At 59.3% G+C, this 20,348-nt stretch carries 14 protein-coding genes and 1 tRNA gene; all 15 read right to left on the bottom strand.

Annotated features, from left to right (window positions below; all coding sequences use genetic code 11):
• Nucleotides 1-1,191: an elongation factor Tu gene (gene tuf / locus CIC12_RS24985; RefSeq protein WP_121315898.1), complete on the bottom strand. Its 1,191-nt coding sequence runs from the start codon at nt 1,189-1,191 to the stop codon at nt 1-3.
• Between the two features lie 47 nt (nt 1,192-1,238).
• Nucleotides 1,239-3,341 carry an elongation factor G gene (gene fusA / locus CIC12_RS24980; RefSeq protein WP_168667995.1) on the bottom strand — a complete coding sequence of 701 codons (2,103 nt, stop codon included), beginning with the start codon at nt 3,339-3,341 and terminating at the stop codon, nt 1,239-1,241.
• 134 nt (nt 3,342-3,475) lie between these two features.
• Complete coding sequence (rpsG, locus tag CIC12_RS24975) at nt 3,476-3,946, bottom strand: 30S ribosomal protein S7 (RefSeq protein WP_006053291.1); 471 nt, start codon at nt 3,944-3,946, stop codon at nt 3,476-3,478.
• A gap of 178 nt (nt 3,947-4,124) precedes the next feature.
• Complete coding sequence (rpsL, locus tag CIC12_RS24970; RefSeq protein ID WP_006998493.1) at nt 4,125-4,505, bottom strand: 30S ribosomal protein S12; 381 nt, start codon at nt 4,503-4,505, stop codon at nt 4,125-4,127.
• Nucleotides 4,506-4,737: 232 nt separating this feature from the next.
• Nucleotides 4,738-6,585 carry a DNA helicase RecQ gene (gene recQ / locus CIC12_RS24965; protein ID WP_168667993.1) on the bottom strand — a complete coding sequence of 616 codons (1,848 nt, stop codon included), beginning with the start codon at nt 6,583-6,585 and terminating at the stop codon, nt 4,738-4,740.
• A 202-nt stretch (nt 6,586-6,787) separates the two neighbouring features.
• Entirely contained in the window at nt 6,788-11,026 is a 4,239-nt protein-coding gene (gene rpoC / locus CIC12_RS24960; protein WP_168667990.1) for a DNA-directed RNA polymerase subunit beta', read from the bottom strand.
• A gap of 21 nt (nt 11,027-11,047) precedes the next feature.
• Nucleotides 11,048-15,154 carry a DNA-directed RNA polymerase subunit beta gene (gene rpoB, locus CIC12_RS24955; RefSeq protein ID WP_168667988.1) on the bottom strand — a complete coding sequence of 1,369 codons (4,107 nt, stop codon included), beginning with the start codon at nt 15,152-15,154 and terminating at the stop codon, nt 11,048-11,050.
• Nucleotides 15,155-15,524: 370 nt separating this feature from the next.
• Complete coding sequence (rplL, locus tag CIC12_RS24950) at nt 15,525-15,899, bottom strand: 50S ribosomal protein L7/L12 (protein WP_025584719.1); 375 nt, start codon at nt 15,897-15,899, stop codon at nt 15,525-15,527.
• A 63-nt stretch (nt 15,900-15,962) separates the two neighbouring features.
• Nucleotides 15,963-16,466: a 50S ribosomal protein L10 gene (gene rplJ, locus CIC12_RS24945; RefSeq protein WP_007180144.1), complete on the bottom strand. Its 504-nt coding sequence runs from the start codon at nt 16,464-16,466 to the stop codon at nt 15,963-15,965.
• Between the two features lie 302 nt (nt 16,467-16,768).
• Nucleotides 16,769-17,467, bottom strand: a complete 699-nt coding sequence (gene rplA / locus CIC12_RS24940; RefSeq protein WP_042329780.1) for a 50S ribosomal protein L1 — start codon at nt 17,465-17,467, stop codon at nt 16,769-16,771.
• A complete protein-coding gene (gene rplK, locus CIC12_RS24935) occupies nt 17,468-17,899 on the bottom strand; it encodes a 50S ribosomal protein L11 (protein ID WP_168667986.1) in 432 nt (143 codons plus the stop codon). It abuts the gene before it with no gap.
• A 163-nt stretch (nt 17,900-18,062) separates the two neighbouring features.
• Nucleotides 18,063-18,620 carry a transcription termination/antitermination protein NusG gene (gene nusG / locus CIC12_RS24930; RefSeq protein ID WP_168667984.1) on the bottom strand — a complete coding sequence of 186 codons (558 nt, stop codon included), beginning with the start codon at nt 18,618-18,620 and terminating at the stop codon, nt 18,063-18,065.
• A 1-nt stretch (nt 18,621) separates the two neighbouring features.
• On the bottom strand, nt 18,622-19,002 hold the full coding sequence (gene secE, locus CIC12_RS24925; RefSeq protein WP_168667981.1) for a preprotein translocase subunit SecE: 381 nt from the start codon (nt 19,000-19,002) through the stop codon (nt 18,622-18,624).
• A 36-nt stretch (nt 19,003-19,038) separates the two neighbouring features.
• Nucleotides 19,039-19,114 (bottom strand) — tRNA-Trp (locus CIC12_RS24920).
• A gap of 64 nt (nt 19,115-19,178) precedes the next feature.
• Nucleotides 19,179-20,348 (bottom strand): elongation factor Tu (gene tuf / locus CIC12_RS24915; RefSeq protein WP_174772183.1); only part of this gene is annotated, 1,170 nt, incomplete at its 5' end.

The raw sequence follows: 20,348 nt of genomic DNA, 5'->3' as shown, positions 1-20,348 counted from the left end.
TTACTCGAGGATCTTGGCAACCACACCAGCGCCGACCGTACGGCCGCCTTCGCGAATTGCGAAGCGCAGACCTTCTTCCATCGCGATCGGGTTGATCAGCTTCACCGTGATCGACACGTTGTCGCCCGGCATGACCATTTCCTTGTCCTTCGGCAACTCGATCGAGCCCGTCACGTCCGTCGTACGGAAGTAAAACTGCGGACGATAGTTGTTGAAGAACGGCGTGTGACGCCCACCTTCGTCCTTGCTCAGCACGTACACTTCAGCCGTGAAGTGCGTGTGCGGGTTGATCGAACCCGGCTTCGCCAGAACCTGGCCACGCTCCACGTCTTCACGCTTCGTGCCGCGCAGCAGGATGCCCACGTTGTCGCCTGCCTGACCCTGGTCGAGCAGCTTGCGGAACATTTCCACGCCCGTGCAGGTCGTCTTCACCGTCGGCTTGATACCGACGATTTCGATTTCTTCGCCGACCTTGACGATACCGCGCTCAACGCGACCCGTCACCACCGTGCCACGACCCGAGATCGAGAACACGTCTTCCACCGGCATCAGGAACGAACCGTCAACCGCGCGCTCCGGCGTCGGGATGTACGTGTCCAGCGCGTCGGCCAGGCTCATGATCGCCACTTCGCCCAGCTCGCCCTTGTCGCCTTCCAGCGCCAGCTTGGCCGAACCCTTGATGATCGGCGTGTCGTCGCCCGGGAAGTCGTACTTCGACAGAAGTTCGCGAACTTCCATCTCGACGAGTTCCAGCAGTTCAGCGTCGTCCACCATGTCGCACTTGTTCAGGAATACGATGATGTACGGAACGCCAACCTGACGCGCCAGCAGGATGTGCTCACGCGTTTGCGGCATCGGGCCGTCTGCAGCCGAGCACACCAGGATCGCGCCGTCCATCTGCGCTGCGCCCGTGATCATGTTCTTCACATAGTCAGCGTGGCCCGGGCAGTCGACGTGTGCGTAGTGGCGGTTAGCCGTTTCGTACTCGACGTGTGCCGTGTTGATCGTGATACCACGTGCCTTTTCTTCCGGCGCCGCGTCGATCTGGTCGTACGCCTTCGCTTCGCCGCCAAACTTCTGCGTCAGAACCGTCGTGATCGCTGCCGTCAGCGTGGTCTTGCCGTGGTCAACGTGACCGATCGTGCCGACGTTCACGTGCGGCTTGGTCCGTTCGAATTTACCTTTAGCCATGTTTCTCTTCTTTCAAAAAGTTAATCGTTAAATGACTTGCCGCGCGCTTACTTCGACTTCGCGTTGATGATCGCTTCCGACACGTTGCGCGGTGCTTCGGAGTAGTGCTTGAACTCCATCGTGTACGTTGCACGACCTTGGGTCAGCGAACGCAGCGACGTCGAGTAGCCGAACATTTCCGACAGCGGGACTTCTGCGCGAACGATCTTGCCGCCGCCGACCATGTCGTCCATGCCCTGGACGATACCGCGACGGCCCGACAGATCGCCCATCACGTTGCCCATGTAGTCTTCCGGCGTTTCGACTTCGACGGCCATCATCGGTTCGAGGATAACCGGCTGGGCCTTGCGCATTGCTTCCTTGAACGCCATCGAACCGGCCATGCGGAATGCATTTTCGTTCGAGTCAACGTCGTGGTACGAACCGAACGTCAGGTGAACCTTCACGTCAACGACCGGGAAGCCCGCCAGCACGCCGGCCTTCAACGTTTCCTGGATACCCTTGTCGACTGCCGGGATGTATTCACGCGGAATCACGCCGCCCTTGATCTCGTCCAGGAACTCGTACCCCTTGCCCTGCTCGTTCGGCTCGAGCGTGATGACCGCGTGACCGTACTGGCCGCGACCACCCGACTGCTTGACGAACTTGCCGTCAACGTCTTCCGCTTTGCCGCGAATCGTTTCGCGGTAAGCGACCTGCGGCTTGCCGACGGTTGCTTCCACGCCGAATTCACGACGCATACGGTCGACCAGAATTTCCAGGTGGAGCTCGCCCATGCCCGAAATAATGGTTTGGCCCGATTCTTCGTCCGTTTGAACACGGAACGACGGATCTTCCTGAGCCAGACGGTTCAGCGCGAGACCCATCTTTTCCTGATCGGGCTTCGTCTTCGGCTCAACAGCCTGCGAAATCACCGGCTCCGGGAAAATCATGCGCTCGAGCACGATCGGGCTTTGCGGATCGCACAGCGTGTCACCAGTCGTCGCGTCCTTCAGGCCGACTGCGGCAGCGATGTCGCCAGCGCGGACTTCCTTGATTTCTTCGCGCTGGTTGGCGTGCATCTGCAGAATACGACCGAGGCGTTCCTTCTTGTCCTTGGTCGCGTTCAGCACGGTGTCGCCGGAATTCACGACGCCCGAGTACACGCGGAAGAAGATCAACTGGCCGACGAACGGGTCGGTCATGATCTTGAATGCCAGGGCCGAGAACTTTTCGTCGTCGGCAGCGCGGCGCTCACCTTGCTCGCCGTTTTCCAGCTCGCCGGTAACCGGCGGGATGTCGATCGGCGACGGCAGGAAGTCGAGCACGGCGTCCAGCATGCGTTGTACGCCCTTGTTCTTGAACGCGGTGCCGCACAGCATCGGCTGGATTTCGCAAGCGATCGTACGGTCGCGCAGACCCTTGATGATTTCCGCTTCAGAGAGCTCGCCCTCTTCCAGGTACTTGTTCATCAGTTCTTCGCTCGACTCAGCAGCCGCTTCGACCATCTTTTCGCGCCATTCATTGCACGTGTCGAGAAGCTCTGCCGGGATTTCTTCGTACGAGAACTTGGTACCTTGGGACGCTTCATCCCACAGGATCGCCTTCATCTTCAGCAGATCGACGACGCCCGTGAAGTTCTCTTCGGCGCCGATAGGCACCACGACCGGAACCGGGTTCGCCTTCAGACGCAGCTTGAGCTGGTCGTAGACCTTGAAGAAGTTCGCGCCGGTACGGTCCATCTTGTTGATGAACGCGAGACGGGGAACCTTGTACTTGTTAGCCTGACGCCACACGGTTTCCGATTGGGGCTGCACGCCGCCCACAGCGCAATACACCATGCACGCGCCGTCGAGCACGCGCATCGAACGCTCAACTTCAATCGTGAAGTCGACGTGGCCCGGGGTGTCGATGATGTTGATGCGGTGCTCAGCGCGGTCGCCGGCCATGCCTTTCCAGAACGCCGTGGTAGCAGCGGACGTGATCGTGATACCGCGTTCCTGCTCCTGCTCCATCCAGTCCATGGTGGCAGCGCCGTCGTGAACTTCACCAATCTTGTGGTTCACGCCGGTGTAGAACAGGATGCGCTCGGTCGTCGTCGTTTTGCCGGCGTCGATGTGAGCGCTAATACCGATGTTACGGTAGCGCTCGATAGGTGTCTTGCGAGCCACTTTAATCCTCTATTGGGATGACGCGATGCGAGAAAATACCCATCGCGCTGTAACACAAACGGGCGAGGCGCTTTGTAAGCGCACCCGCCCGGAATTTCTTTCCGTTTTTTCCGCTAAACCCGGGTTCGGGAAGCTTAGAAACGGAAGTGCGAGAACGCCTTGTTGGCTTCTGCCATCCGGTGAACTTCGTCGCGCTTCTTCATTGCGCCGCCACGACCTTCGGCCGCTTCGGAGAGTTCACCTGCCAGACGCAGGGCCATCGACTTCTCGCTGCGCTTCTTCGCGGCTTCACGCAGCCAACGCATCGCCAATGCCATACGACGCGACGGGCGCACTTCGACCGGAACCTGATAGTTCGCACCACCAACGCGGCGGCTCTTGACTTCGACCACCGGCTTGACGTTGTTGAGCGCTACCGTGAACACCTCCAGAGGGTCCTTGCCACCCTTGGTCTGGATCTGTTCGAAAGCGCCGTACACGATGCGTTCAGCAACCGACTTCTTGCCGGACAACATCAGCACGTTCATGAACTTAGCTACATCAACGTTACCGAACTTCGGATCCGGCAACACTTCCCGCTTGGGGACTTCGCGACGACGCGGCATGTTTCTTCCTTTAACTTTTCAGTTGGAGCTATTCAGCCCCGCGGCCACCAACTAACCCGATTCATCTTCAAGACTTACCAGCCCGGTCGGGTGACCACTTACTCGACAGCACCGGCGATTCCGGCACCACCGCTATTACCGCCTTTGCAGGCGACCTGAAACTACTAAAACGGCTGGGTTACTTGCCAGCCTTGGCACGCTTGGCACCGTACTTCGAGCGAGCCTGCTTACGATCCTTGACGCCCTGGGTATCCAGCGAGCCGCGAACCATGTGGTAACGCACACCCGGCAAGTCCTTCACACGGCCACCGCGAATCAGCACGACCGAGTGTTCCTGCAGGTTGTGGCCTTCACCACCGATGTACGAAATGACTTCGAAGCCGTTCGTCAGACGAACCTTGGCAACCTTACGCAGCGCCGAGTTAGGCTTCTTAGGCGTCGTGGTGTACACACGGGTGCACACGCCGCGACGCTGGGGGCAGTCCTGCAAAGCCGGGCTCTTGCTCTTCGTCGTTTCCGACGCGCGGCCTTTGCGAACCAGTTGATTGATGGTTGGCATTGTTTATTCCTGAAATTGAACAAAATCGACGCATCTGTTTCCGGGCAAAGCAGAAACGATTGCGCATCGAACTTCCGGACGGACAGTCAGTGCGCGAATTGGCTTCGCGCACAGGCATTCCAAGAACCGGAACCTAGCATAATATTCCGAAAATACTAAGCAAGTCAACAGGTTGCAACGCGTTGCGATGGTTCGCCCCCCTGTCGACCGCGCTGCGCGGCGTGCGCAACGCTCAATCGGCGGCAACGACTTCGAGCAATTCGTCGCCGAAACGGTCAAGTTTGCGGGCGCCCATGCCCGGAATACCTCGCAAATCCTCAATGGAACCGGGGCCGTTACGGGCAATTTCCGCCAGCGTCGCGTCGTGGAAGATCACATACGCCGGCACGCCGTCACTCTTCGCCGTTTCGGTGCGCCACGTGCGTAAACGCTCCCAGCGGGCGCGTTCGCGCGGTCCCATGCCAATGGTCGGATCGGCGCGCTCGCTGGTGCGTCCGGACGACTGGCGCGTACGAGTCGGTTTCACGTAGCGGCGCATCGTCACGTTTTGCTCGCCCTTGAGCACCGGCTTGCTTGCTTCGGTCAGCACCAGGGAACCAAAACCTTCGTGATCGACCGTCAGATAGCCGAACGCCACCAACTGGCGAAACACCGCGCGCCACTCCGGCTCGCCAAGCGCCGCACCGATGCCGAACGTGGTGAGCTTTTCGTGGCCGCGCTGCATGATCTTCTCGCTGCGATTGCCGCGCAGAATGTCGATCAGATGCCCGGCGCCAAAATGAAACCCGCTCGCCCGCTGCGCTCGAAACACACAGGACAGCGCCATCTGCGCCTCGCGCGTCGCATCCCAGGTTGCGGGCGGTTCGAGACAGTTGTCGCAGTTCCCGCACGGCTTGCTGGTTTCGCCAAAGTAAGCGAGCAGGCGGACACGCCGACAGGTCGCCGCCTCGCACAAACCGAGCAACGCGTCGAGCTTGCCGGTTTGAACGCGCTTGTGGGCGTCGTCGGCGTCCGATTCGTCGATCATCTTGCGTTGCTGCACGACGTCGCCGAGACCGTAGGCCATCCATGCGTTCGCCGGCATGCCGTCGCGACCGGCCCGGCCGGTTTCCTGGTAATAACCTTCGACACTCTTCGGCAAATCCAGGTGCGCCACGAAGCGCACGTCCGGTTTGTCGATACCCATGCCGAACGCGATCGTCGCACACATCACGATGCCCTCCTCGCGCTGGAACATCTCCTGATGCCTCTGGCGAATCTCGAACTCCATGCCGGCGTGATACGGCAGCGCGCGCATGCCTTTTTCTTTCAGCCACTCCGCCGTTTCTTCAACTTTCCGGCGCGACAGGCAATAGACCACACCGGCGTCAGTGGTGCCGTCCGGCTTCGAATGCTCGGCGCGGATGAAGTCCAGCAATTGCGTGCGCGCATTGTCTTTTTCGACGATGCGGTAGCGGATGTTCGGCCGGTCGAAGCTCGACACGAAAATGCGCGCGTCATCGAGCGCCAGACGGTGGATGATTTCGTCGCGCGTGATCGCGTCAGCGGTCGCAGTGAGCGCGATGCGCGGCACGTTGGGGAAGCGCTCGTGCAGCACCGACAACTGAATATATTCTGGGCGGAAATCGTGTCCCCACTGGGATACGCAATGCGCTTCGTCGATTGCGAACAGTCCGATGCGCGTGCGCTCCAGTAACTCCTGAAAACGCGGCGTCATCAGGCGTTCCGGCGCGACGTAAAGCAGATCGATCTCGCCCTCGCGCAACGCCCGCTCGGTGGCCATCGCCTCCGTGCTCGACAATGTCGAGTTCAGATACGCGGCGCGCACGCCGACTTCGGTGAGCGCGGCGACCTGATCCTGCATCAGCGCAATCAGCGGCGACACGACGATACCAGTGCCGAAGCCGCCTTCGCGGCGCACCAGCGACGGAATCTGATAACACAGCGACTTGCCGCCGCCCGTGGGCATCAGCACGAGACAGTCGCCGCCGCCGGCGACGTGCTCGACGATTTCGCCCTGCTGCCCTCTGAACGCGGGATAACCGAAGACTTCGTTGAGGATTTCGAGCGGACGGGACATGAATTTGAGAGAAGCAGCAAAAAGCCGATGACACGAATTTTACCAACGCATTCGTGCTGCGCCCGCACTTTGCGACAACGTTGGCCATCCGGCCTACGACTTCACAAAAGCGCACAAAAATGGGACGCATAAAAAAAAGCCGCTCAGTCGAAACTGAGCGGCTTCGCTGGCTAGGGCCCCAAGCGGCTTGCGCCGCCGGGACTTACTCGCCTGAGTGCTGCTGTTCGGCGGCCGGGGTTTCCGGCGTACCGAATTCGAACGACTCTTCCGCTGCGATCTGATCGAAACGCTCGCGGTCGGACAGTTCCTTGCTCTTGCGCGCCTTGTGGAACGCGAGACCCGTACCGGCCGGAATCAGGCGACCGACGATCACGTTTTCCTTCAGACCGCGCAGATCGTCGCGCTTGCCCATGATCGCCGCTTCGGTCAGCACGCGAGTCGTTTCCTGGAACGACGCCGCGGAGATGAACGAATCGGTCGACAGCGACGCCTTCGTGATACCGAGCAACACGTTTTCGTACGTTGCCGGACGCTTGTCTTCCGCGATCATACGGTCGTTCTCGTCGAGCATATCCGATCGCTCGACCTGTTCGCCCGGGATGAAACGCGTATCGCCGTTGTCCGTAATCTGCACGCGGCGCAGCATCTGACGAACAATCACTTCGATGTGCTTGTCGTTGATCTTCACGCCTTGCAGACGGTACACGTCCTGCACTTCGTCCACGATGTAACGCGACAGCGCTTCGACGCCCTGCAAACGCAGGATGTCGTGCGGATCCGCAGGACCGTCGACGATCATTTCGCCCTTGTTGACGACTTGACCATCGTGCACCAGAACCTGCTTTTCCTTCGCGATCAGGAACTCGTGCTGGTTGCCTTCGAGGTCCGTGATAACGAGACGCTGCTTGCCCTTCGTGTCCTTACCGAACGACGTCGTACCCGTGACTTCCGCCAGGATACCTGCGTCCTTCGGCGAACGTGCTTCGAACAGTTCCGCCACACGCGGCAGACCACCGGTAATGTCACGCGTCTTCTGCGATTCGGTCGGGATACGTGCGAGCACTTCACCCACCTGCACTTGCTGACCGTCCTTCACGGTGATCAGCGCGCCGACCTGGAAGCCGATCTGCACCGAGTGCTCGGTGTTCGGGATCTTGACTTCTTCGCCACTCGCGTCGAGCAGTTTGACCTGCGGGCGCACTGTCTTCGACGCTTGCGAACCACGACGCTTCACGTCGATCACGACCAGCGTGGACAGACCCGTCACATCGTCGATCTGCTTCGCCACGGTCACGCCTTCTTCGACGTTTTCGAACTTCACCGTGCCACCGTACTCGGTGATGATCGGACGCGTCATCGGATCCCAGGTCGCCAGTTGCGTGCCGGCCTTGATCTGCGCGCCGTCGAGTTGCAACAGCGTCGCGCCGTACGGCACCTTGTGACGTTCGCGCTCGCGACCGTGGTCGTCGGTGATCATCGCTTCGCCCGAACGCGAGATGACGATCTGCTCGCCCTTCGCGTTGGTGACGTAACGCATTGTCGCCGTGAAACGCACCGTACCGTTCGACTTCGCTTCGACCGACGAAGCCACTGCCGCACGCGATGCCGCACCACCGATGTGGAACGTACGCATCGTGAGCTGCGTGCCCGGTTCACCGATCGACTGCGCAGCGATCACGCCGACTGCTTCGCCGACGTTGACCGACGAGCCGCGGCCCAGGTCGCGGCCGTAGCAGGCTGCGCACAGACCGTAACGCGTTTCGCAAGTCAGCGGCGTACGCACGCGCACTTCGTCGATGCCGAGGCGTTCGATTTCTTCGACTGCGTCTTCGTCGAGCAGCGTGCCCGTTTCGTACAGCGTTTCCTGCGATTCCGGATTGACGACGTCAGCCACCGTCACGCGACCGAGGATACGGTCACGCAGCGCTTCGACGACTTCACCGCCTTCGACCAACGCCTTCATCGCGACGCCGTTGGACGTACCGCAATCGTCCTCGACCACCACGAGATCCTGCGTCACGTCGACCAGACGACGCGTCAGGTAACCCGAGTTTGCCGTCTTCAGTGCCGTATCAGCCAGACCCTTACGTGCACCGTGGGTCGAGATGAAGTACTGCAACACGTTCAGGCCTTCACGGAAGTTCGCCGTAATCGGCGTTTCGATGATCGAGCCGTCCGGCTTCGCCATCAGGCCGCGCATACCGGCCAGCTGACGAATCTGAACCGCGGAACCACGAGCACCCGAGTCCGCCATCATGTAAATCGAATTGAACGATTCCTGACGCGTTTCGTTGCCGTCGCGGTCCGTGACCGGTTCCGTCGACAGCTGTTCCATCATCGCCTTGCCGACCGCTTCCGACGTTGCCGACCAGATGTCGACCACGTTGTTGTAGCGCTCTTGCGACGTGACGAGACCCGACATGTACTGACGGTCGTATTCCTTCACCTTCTTCGCGGCGTCGCCGACGATGGTTTCCTTCTGCGGCGGCACGAGCATGTCGTCGACGCAGATCGAGATACCAGCGCGCGTTGCCAGCCGGAAACCCGACTGCATCAACTGGTCGGCAAAAATCACCGTTTCGCGCAGACCGCACTTGCGGAATGCGGTGTTGATCAGACGCGAGATTTCCTTCTTCTTCAGCGGCTTGTTCAGCACCGAGAACGGCAGGCCCGGCGGCAGAATTTCCGACAGGATTGCACGGCCGACGGTCGTCGCGTACAGCGAGATCTTCGGCACGAACGCCGGCGCGCCTTCCGACTTGTCTTCGTTGTGGACCATTTCCGTGATCCGCACGTTGACGCGCGAGGCCAGCTCGACTTCCTTGTTCTCGTATGCACGCAGCGCTTCCGAGACGCCGGTGAACGTCAGGCCTTCGCCCTTCGCATTTACGGCTTCACGCGTGGCGTAGTACAGGCCGAGCACGATATCCTGCGACGGCACGATCGACGGATCGCCGTTGGCCGGGAACAGGACGTTGTTCGACGCCAGCATCAGCGTGCGCGCTTCCATCTGCGCTTCGAGCGACAGCGGCACGTGAACAGCCATCTGGTCACCGTCGAAGTCGGCGTTGAACGCCGCGCAAACGAGCGGGTGCAGCTGGATTGCCTTACCTTCGATCAGCACCGGTTCGAAAGCCTGAATGCCAAGACGGTGCAGCGTCGGCGCACGGTTCAGCATGACCGGATGTTCGCGGATCACCTCTTCGAGGATGTCCCACACCACCGGCGTCTGGTTCTCGACTTCCTTCTTCGCAGCCTTGATGGTGGTAGCAACACCCATCACTTCGAGCTTGTTGAAGATGAACGGCTTGAACAGTTCGAGCGCCATCAGCTTCGGCAGACCGCACTGATGCAGCTTGAGCGTCGGGCCAACCACGATCACCGAACGGCCCGAGTAGTCCACACGCTTACCGAGCAAGTTCTGACGGAAACGACCGCCCTTACCCTTGATCATGTCAGCGAGCGACTTCAGCGGACGCTTGTTCGCGCCGGTCATCGCCTTACCGCGACGGCCGTTGTCGAGCAGCGAATCGACGGCTTCCTGCAGCATCCGCTTTTCGTTGCGGACGATGATTTCAGGCGCCTTCAGTTCGAGCAGGCGCTTCAACCGGTTGTTACGGTTGATCACGCGGCGATACAGGTCGTTCAGGTCCGACGTCGCAAAGCGACCGCCGTCCAGCGGCACCAGCGGACGCAGTTCCGGCGGCAGCACTGGCAGCACTTCGAGCACCATCCAGTCAGGCTTGATGCCCGAACGCTGGAAAGCCTCGAGCACCTTCAGGCGCTTCGCGTACTTCTTGATCTTCGCTTCCGAACCCGTGTTCTTGAGTTCGGTACGGAGCATCTCGACCTGTTCGTCGATGTTGATCGCGCGCAGCAGCTCGCGAACGCCTTCCGCGCCCATCTCGGCACGGAATTCGTCACCGTACTCTTCGACCTTGTTGTAGTAATCCTCTTCGGTCATGATCTGCCGCGCTTTCAGCGGCGTCATGCCCGGATCGATCACCACGTATGCTTCGAAGTACAGCACCCGTTCGATGTCGCGCAGCGTCATGTCGAGCACCATGCCCAAACGCGACGGCAGCGACTTCAGGAACCAGATGTGAGCGACCGGCGAGGCCAGCTCAATGTGGCCCATGCGTTCGCGACGCACCTTCGCCAGCGTCACTTCGACGCCGCACTTCTCGCAGATCACCCCACGGTGCTTCAGGCGCTTGTACTTACCGCAAAGGCATTCGTAGTCCTTGATCGGACCGAAAATCTTCGCGCAGAACAGACCATCGCGTTCCGGCTTGAACGTCCGGTAGTTGATGGTTTCCGGCTTCTTCACTTCACCGAACGACCACGAACGGATCTTGTCCGGCGAGGCCAGACCGATCTTGATCGCGTCAAAAACTTCAGGTTGTTGGACTTGCTTGAATAGATCGAGCAAAGCTTTCATCGCTTCTCTCCAGTAGTCCGATTAGTTGCGGTCGAGGTCGATGTCGATACCGAGCGAGCGGATTTCCTTCACCAACACGTTGAAGGATTCCGGCATGCCTGCATCGATCACGTGATCGCCCTTGACCAGGTTCTCGTACACCTTGGTCCGGCCTGTCACGTCGTCCGACTTCACCGTCAGCATTTCCTGCAGCACGTACGATGCGCCGTACGCTTCGAGCGCCCACACTTCCATTTCACCGAAACGCTGGCCACCGAACTGCGCCTTACCGCCCAACGGCTGCTGCGTCACGAGCGAGTACGGGCCCGTGGAACGCGCGTGCATCTTGTCGTCGACCAGGTGGTGCAGTTTCAGGTAGTGCATGTAGCCGACCGTCACCGTACGTTCGAACATCTCGCCCGTGCGGCCGTCGTACAGACGAACCTGATTCTTCGACGGCGTCATGCCGAGGTTCTTCGCGATGTCGTCCGGGAATGCCAGATCCAGCGCGCGCGACATTTCTTCTTCCGTCGCACCATCGAACACCGGCGTTGCGAACGGCACGCCCTCGCGCAGGTTCTTCGCCAGTTCGACGATTTCGTCGTCGGTGAAGCTGTCCAGCTCTTCGGCGCGGCCCGACTCGTTGTAGATCTTGGTCAGGAATTCGCGCAGTTCAGCGATCTTCGCCTGACGCTGCAACATTTCGCCGATACGCCAGCCGAGACCCTTCGCGGCCCAACCCAGATGCACTTCGAGAACCTGACCCACGTTCATCCGCGACGGCACGCCGAGCGGGTTCAGAACGACGTCGGCCGGACGGCCGTCGGCCATGTACGGCATGTCTTCGATCGGAACGATCTTCGACACGACACCCTTGTTACCGTGACGGCCGGCCATCTTGTCGCCAGGCTGCAGACGACGCTTGACTGCCAGGTACACCTTGACCATCTTCAGCACGCCCGGCGGCAGTTCGTCGCCCTGCGTGAGCTTCTTGCGCTTTTCTTCGAACGCCAAATCGAACTGGTGACGCTTTTCTTCGATCGAGTTCTTGATCGCTTCGAGCTGCGCCGCTGCTTCTTCGTCCGCGAGGCGGATGTCGAACCAGTGGTAGTGGTCGAGATCTTCCAGGTAAGCCTGTTCGATCTTCGTGCCCTTCGCGAGCTTCTTCGGACCGCCGTTCGCGACCTTGCCGTCGAGCATACGTGCGAGACGCTGGAACGCGTCGCCTTCCACGATGCGCAGCTGGTCGTTCAGGTCGAGGCGATAGCGCTTCAGTTCATCGTCGATGATCTGTTGCGCGCGCTTGTCGCGCTGAATGCCTTCACGCGTGAACACTTGCACGTCGATGACCGTGCCGCTCATGCCCGACGGCACGCGCAGCGACGTATCCTTTACGTCCGAAGCCTTCTCGCCGAAAATCGCACGCAGCAGCTTTTCTTCCGGCGTCAGTTGGGTTTCGCCCTTCGGCGTGACCTTACCGACCAGCACGTCGCCCGCTTCAACTTCTGCGCCAATGTACACAATGCCCGACTCGTCGAGACGGCCAAGTTGCACTTCCGCGAGGTTCGAAATGTCGCGCGTGATTTCTTCCGGTCCGAGCTTCGTATCGCGAGCTACGACGTTCAGTTCTTCGATGTGGATCGACGTATAACGGTCGTCGGCAACCACCTTCTCGGAAATCAAAATCGAGTCTTCGAAGTTGTAGCCGTTCCACGGCATGAACGCGATCAGCATGTTCTGGCCGAGCGCGAGCTCGCCCAGATCGGTCGATGCGCCGTCAGCCAGCACGTCGCCGCGCGCAACCTTGTCGCCCATCTTTACGATCGGACGCTGGTTGATGTTCGTGTTCTGGTTCGAACGCGTGTACTTGATCAGGTTGTAGATGTCGACACCGACTTCGCCAGCAACGGCTTCGTCGTCGTTCACGCGAATCACGATACGGCCTGCGTCGACGTAATCGACCACGCCACCGCGGAATGCCTGAACCGTCGTACCCGAGTCGACTGCCACCGTGCGCTCGATACCCGTACCGACCACGGCCTTTTCGGGACGCAGACACGGCACAGCCTGACGCTGCATGTTCGAACCCATCAATGCGCGGTTCGCGTCATCGTGCTCGAGGAACGGAATCAGCGATGCTGCCACCGACACGATCTGCGACGGCGCCACGTCCATGTACTGGATGCGGTCCGGCGTGACCATCAGCGTTTCGCCGGCTTCACGCGACGACACGAGTTCGTCGGTCAGCGAGCCGTCGACAGCCACCGCCGCGTTCGCCTGAGCGATCACGTAACGGCCTTCTTCGATCGCCGACAGGTAGTCGATCTGATCGGTGACCTTGCTGTCGACGACCTTGCGGTACGGCGTTTCGAGGAAGCCGTATTCGTTCAGGTGCGCGTACAGAGCCAGCGAGTTGATCAGGCCAATGTTCGGACCTTCCGGCGTTTCAATCGGGCACACACGACCGTAGTGAGTCGGGTGCACGTCGCGGACTTCAAAGCCAGCGCGTTCACGCGTCAAACCGCCCGGGCCAAGAGCCGAAACACGGCGCTTGTGGGTGATTTCCGACAGCGGGTTCGTTTGGTCCATGAACTGCGACAGCTGCGACGAACCGAAGAACTCGCGAATCGCCGACGAAATCGGCTTCGAGTTGATCAGATCGTGCGGCATCAGGTTTTCGCTTTCGGCCTGGCCGAGACGTTCCTTCACGGCACGCTCGACACGCACGAGACCTGCACGGAACTGGTTTTCCGCCAGTTCGCCGACGCAACGCACGCGACGATTGCCCAAGTGGTCGATGTCGTCCACTTCGCCCTTGCCGTTACGCAGTTCGACCAGGATCTTGATCGTTGCGAGGATGTCATCGTCTTGCAGCGTCATCGGACCGACGATCTCGTCGCGACCCACGCGACGATTGAACTTCATACGACCCACCTTGGACAGGTCGTACGCGTCTTCGCTGTAGAACAGACGGTTGAACAGCGCCTCGACTGCTTCTTCGGTCGGCGGTTCGCCCGGACGCATCATCCGGTAGATCGCGATGCGAGCGGCCATCTTGTCCGCGGTCTCGTCGATACGCAGCGTCGAAGAGATGTACGGACCTTGATCCAGATCGTTCGTGTAGAGCGTCTGGATATCTTTGATCTTCGCTTCGCGCAGCTTCTCGAGGACAGTTTCGGTGATTTCGTCGTTCGCGTTGGCGATGACTTCGCCGGTGTCGCCGTCGACGACGTTCTTCGCCAGCACGCGGCCGAGCAGATAGTCTTCCGGGACCGAGATGAACTTGGTCTTCGCGTTGTCGAGGTCGCGAATGTGCTTCGCGTTGATCCGCTTGTCCTTCTGGACGATCACGTTGCCGTCACGGTCCGAGATGTCGAAGCGCGCGACTTCGCCACGCAGACGCTCTGGCACGAATTCCATCTGCGCGCCTTCCGGCATCAGCGTGAAATTGTCGAACACGAAGAAGTTTGCGAGGATCTGTTCCGGCGTGAGGCCGATCGCCTTCAGCAGGATCGTGACCGGCATCTTGCGGCGACGGTCGACCCGGAAATACAGCACGTCCTTCGGGTCGAACTCGAAGTCGAGCCAAGAACCGCGGTAGGGAATGATACGGGCGGAGAACAGGAGCTTGCCCGAACTGTGCGTCTTGCCTTTGTCGTGTTCGAAGAACACGCCCGGCGAACGGTGCAACTGCGAAACGATCACACGTTCCGTGCCGTTGATGACGAACGAACCGGTCGGCGTCATGAGCGGAATTTCGCCCATGTACACTTCCTGTTCCTTCACTTCCTTGACGACCGGCTTGCTCGGCGATTCCTTGTCGAGCAGCACCAGACGTACTTTCGCGCGCAGGGCCGAGCAGTACGTCAAACCGCGCTGCTGACATTCCTTGATGTTGAATGCCGGCGACGACAGCATGTAGCTGACGAACTCGAGACGAGCGAAACCGTTATGCGAAACGATCGGGAAAACGGAGGTAAACGCAGCTTGCAGGCCTTCCGGCTTGCGTTGCGTAGACGACGTGTCTGCTTGCAGAAACGTGCTGAATGATTCAAGCTGGGTAGCCAGCAGGAAAGGTACTTGGTGAACGATGGGGCGCTTCGCAAAACTCTTGCGAATACGCTTCTTCTCGGTGAAGGAATATTGCATACGATCTCCGAATCACGGCGGGCATTGTTGTCGAGGCAGGATACCTTGATGAGACAACCCGAGTGTTCACCGACTGAGACCCGATGGCCGTCCGATGGCTTGAACGAGCCTAGAAGCTTGGTGGTTGGCCGCTACCAACCGCTGGCTGACGGCAGCGGATGCCTATGTTGCCCGCTACCCGACCAAACTTGCCTTCTGCAGTCGCTTCAGAAGACAAAGAAAAACGCCAGTCAATATTGCCGAAGGGCGGTTTTCTTTGGCTTCTAGGAGTCTCGTTTCTACCGGAACGATCTTGTAAAAACACGGCTCCCACAAAGCACAAAAAGGCCGGCGGTGGAAAACCGCCAGCCTTCGCACAGCGCGCTGAAACTTACTTGATTTCAGCCTTCGCGCCGGCTTCTTCCAACTTCTTCTTGGCTTCTTCAGCAGCAGCCTTCGGTACCGACTCCTTAACAGGCTTCGGTGCACCGTCGACCAGGTCCTTCGCTTCCTTCAGGCCAAGACCCGTCAGTTCGCGAACAGCCTTAATGACGGAAACCTTGTTCGCGCCGACTTCGACCAGGTTGACCGTGAATTCGGTCTGCTCTTCAGCAGCAGCAGCAGCGCCGCCGCCTGCCGGGCCTGCCACTGCAACAGCAGCTGCCGACACGCCAAATTTTTCTTCGAACGCCTTGACCAGCTCGTTCAGTTCCAGAACCGACATCGAGCTGACTGCCTCGAGGATGTCATCTTTTGCGATTGCCATTTGAAATACTCCTAAATTGAATTCGGATACAGCCAGCGATCAATCACGCTCGGCTGAAGTACGTTACGCAGCGGTTTCTTCGCCTTGTTTCTTTTCTGCCAGCGCGGCCAAAGCGCGCGCAAAGCCGGAAACAGGTGCTTGCATAACGTACAACAGCTTGGAGAGCAGTTCTTCGCGGCTCGGGATGTTTGCCAGCGCTTGCACGCCAGCTTTGTCCATCACCTTGCCTTCGTAGGAACCAGCCTTGATGATCAACTTGTCATTGGTTTTGCCGAAGTCGTTGACGACCTTAGCAGCAGCAATTGCATCTTCCGAGATGCCGTAGATCAGGGGGCCAGTCATCTGCTCTGCCAACGGAGCAAACGGGGTACCTTCGACGGCGCGACGCGCCAGCGTGTTTTTCAACACACGAAGGTAAACCTGTTGCTCACGCGCTTTCGCGCGTAGCTTGGTCAGATCGCCAACCGCGATTCCACGATACTCAGCCAGAACCACGGTCTGGGCTTTCGCGACTTGCGCGGCAACCTCAGCGACGACGGCCTGCTTGCTTTCTTTGTTGAGTGGCACGGTTAACCTCCAGATTCGATACACGCAGCGTGCGCCATGTGTACCGCGTTCAATAACGGCGTCCGACCAGTCAGGAGTATTTCGACCGCCTAAGGTCCGCATTGCTGCGAACGTCAACCGGCTTCATCACTACAAAACCTTTTCGGGTTCGCCATCTGCGTTGGCTTTACATTAAGGACTCGCCTACCTGCTGCTTGCCCACCAACGGTCTTTGACAACCGGCTGTGCGATGCAGACTGCCACCTCACAACCGCCCAAAGCCCATGAAACCGCCCCGACTTACGCCAAGGCGATGAAATTTATTACTGTGCTGCGAGCGATGCCTGGTCGACGCGAACGCCAACACCCATCGTGCTCGACACCGCAACCTTACGCAGGTAGACACCCTTGCTCGTTGCCGGCTTCGCCTTTTGCAGGGCTTCGACCAGCGCACTCAGGTTGCTACGCAGAGCCGTGGGCTCAAACGAAGCACGACCGATGGTCGCGTGAATGATGCCGGCCTTGTCGACACGGAATTGCACCTGACCCGCCTTGGCGTTCTTGACTGCAGTGGCGACGTCCGGCGTAACCGTACCGACCTTCGGATTCGGCATCAGGCCGCGGGGGCCGAGAATCTGACCCAGCGTACCGACGACGCGCATCGTGTCTGGCGAGGCGATCACGATGTCGAAGTCCAGCTTGCCAGCCTTGACCTGTTCAGCCAAGTCTTCCATCCCGACCACTTCTGCGCCAGCTGCACGAGCTTGCTCGGCCTTTTCACCTTGCGCGAACACTGCGACGCGGACCGACTTACCGGTACCAGCCGGCAGCACGACCGAACCACGAACCACTTGATCCGACTTCTTCGCGTCGATGCCAAGTTGCACTGCAACGTCGATCGACTCGTCGAACTTCGCGCTTGCGCACTCCTTGACGATAGACAGAGCTTCGTCGATCGCGTACAGCTTCTGACGATCTACCTTGGCTGCAAAAGCTTGCAGACGCTTCGAAAGCTTAGCCATTTACACGCCCTCCACGGCGATGCCCATCGAGCGGGCGCTACCAGCGATCGTACGAACCGCTGCGTCCAGATCAGCTGCCGTCAGATCGGGCATCTTGGTCTTGGCGATGTCTTCTGCTTGCGCACGGGTGATCTTGCCGACCTTGTCGGTATGCGGCTTGCTCGAGCCCTTGTCGATCTTCGCAGCCTTTTTGATCAGCACCGTAGCGGGCGGCGTTTTCAGGACGAACGTGAAGCTCTTGTCAGCAAACGCGGTGATCACAACCGGAATCGGTAGGCCCGGTTCCATTGCTTGGGTCTGCGCGTTGAACGCCTTGCAGAACTCCATGATGTTGAGGCCGCGTTGGCCCAGTGCCGGACCGACCGGCGGCGACGGGTTGGCTTTACCTGCAGGAATCTGCAGCTTGATGAAGCCGATGATCTTCTTTGCCATGTTGAAACCTCTTTGGAACGTTGCAGGAATACTTGCGAACGTTCAGTGAGTAGTAACGCGCGTTCGCCGATAGTCGACTACTGACGCTCCTCAACGGCCTTTACGCGGACCGTAAGCGCGAAATACGGAGCGCACCGGTTCGTGCGCTCCGTAGAATTCCGGATTACAACTTTTCCACTTGACCGAATTCAAGCTCGACCGGCGTTGCACGGCCGAAAATTGTAACGGAAACACGGACGCGAGACTTTTCGTAGTTCACTTCTTCGACGCTGCCGTTGAAATCCGTGAAAGGACCATCCTTTACCCGGACCATTTCGCCAACTTCGAACAGGGTCTTCGGACGCGGCTTTTCCACGCCCTCCTGCATTTGCGACATGATCTTCTCGACTTCTCGCGGGGAAATCGGGCTTGGCCGATTTCTCGCACCACCAACGAAACCAGTCACCTTGGCCGTATTCTTCACGAGGTGCCACGTCTCGTCTGTCATCTCCATTTCCACGAGCACATAGCCCGGGAAGAAACGACGTTCGGTCACAGATTTGTGACCGCCTTTTACCTCGACCACTTCTTCAGTCGGAACGAGGATTTGACCAAACTGTTCTTGCATGCCAGCACGTTCGATGCGCTCCTGAAGCGCACGTTGCACGCTCTTCTCCATTCCGGAGTAGGCGTGCACTACGTACCAACGCTTGCCGCTCGGGGACGCCGGAGTATCGCTCATATCATTTCCAACCCAGAATCACCGAGAAAATCGCCCATTCGATGGATTTATCACTGACCCAAAGAAAGATCGCCATGACGAACACGAAGCCAAATACCACGAGCGTTGTCTGGGTAGCCTCTTTGCGAGTAGGCCAAACAACCTTACGGACTTCCTTGTACGAATCTTTGGCGAAAGCGATGAAACCCTTGCCAGGCGCGGAGAGAAGACCGACTGCGACACCCGCGATCGCACCAACAGCCAAGGCGGCTCCGCGGATGTACCATTCCTGACTATTAAGCCAGAAGAACCCCACGAACCCGGCCAAGACCAACAATACGCCTGCAACGAGCATCAACTTGTCGCCGGATGTATTTACAGTTTCGACGGAAGGATTCGCCATAACACCTTAACGAAGCGCCACATATGGCGCAAGAGTTGGCAGGGGCAGAGGGAATCGAACCCCCAACCTTCGGTTTTGGAGACCGACGCTCTGCCAGTTGAGCTATGCCCCTAAACCATTTGGGGTTGACGACACCGCCAACCCCGAAACTACCGATCAACGAGAACTATCTGGCGTTACTCGAGGATCTTGGCAACCACACCAGCGCCGACCGTACGGCCGCCTTCGCGAATTGCGAAGCGCAGACCTTCTTCCATCGCGATCGGGTTGATCAGCTTCACCGTGATCGACACGTTGTCGCCCGGCATGACCATTTCCTTGTCCTTCGGCAACTCGATCGAGCCCGTCACGTCCGTCGTACGGAAGTAAAACTGCGGACGATAGTTGTTGAAGAACGGCGTGTGACGCCCACCTTCGTCCTTGCTCAGCACGTACACTTCAGCCGTGAAGTGCGTGTGCGGGTTGATCGAACCCGGCTTCGCCAGAACCTGGCCACGCTCCACGTCTTCACGCTTCGTGCCGCGCAGCAGGATGCCCACGTTGTCGCCTGCCTGACCCTGGTCGAGCAGCTTGCGGAACATTTCCACGCCCGTGCAGGTCGTCTTCACCGTCGGCTTGATACCGACGATTTCGATTTCTTCGCCGACCTTGACGATACCGCGCTCAACGCGACCCGTCACCACCGTGCCACGACCCGAGATCGAGAACACGTCTTCCACCGGCATCAGGAACGAACCGTCAACCGCGCGCTCCGGCGTCGGGATGTACGTGTCCAGCGCGTCGGCCAGGCTCATGATCGCCACTTCGCCCAGCTCGCCCTTGTCGCCTTCCAGCGCCAGCTTGGCCGAACCCTTGATGATCGGCGTGTCGTCGCCCGGGAAGTCGTACTTCGACAGAAGTTCGCGAACTTCCATCTCGACGAGTTCCAGCAGTTCAGCGTCGTCCACCATGTCGCACTTGTTCAGGAATACGATGATGTACGGAACGCCAACCTGACGCGCCAGCAGGATGTGCTCACGCGTTTGCGGCATCGGGCCGTCTGCAGCCGAGCACACCAGGATCGCGCCGTCCATCTGCGCTGCGCCCGTGATCATGTTCTTCACATAGTCAGCGTGGCCCGGGCAGTCGACGTGTGCGTAGTGGCGGTTAGCCGTTTCGTACTCGACGTGTGCCGTGTTGATCGTGATACCACGTGCCTTTTCTTCCGGCGCCGCGTCGATCTGGTCGTACGCCTTCGCTTCGCCGCCAAACTTCTGCGTCAGAACCGTCGTGATCGCTGCCGTCAGCGTGGTCTTGCCGTGGTCAACGTGACCGATCGTGCCGACGTTCACGTGCGGCTTGGTCCG

Origin of the sequence: Paraburkholderia sp. SG-MS1 (assembly GCF_012275575.1) — a bacterium.
Lineage (GTDB): Bacteria > Pseudomonadota > Gammaproteobacteria > Burkholderiales > Burkholderiaceae > Paraburkholderia.
Note: the sequence above shows the minus strand (reverse complement) of the source record. Positions and strands in the feature narration are given on the sequence as shown.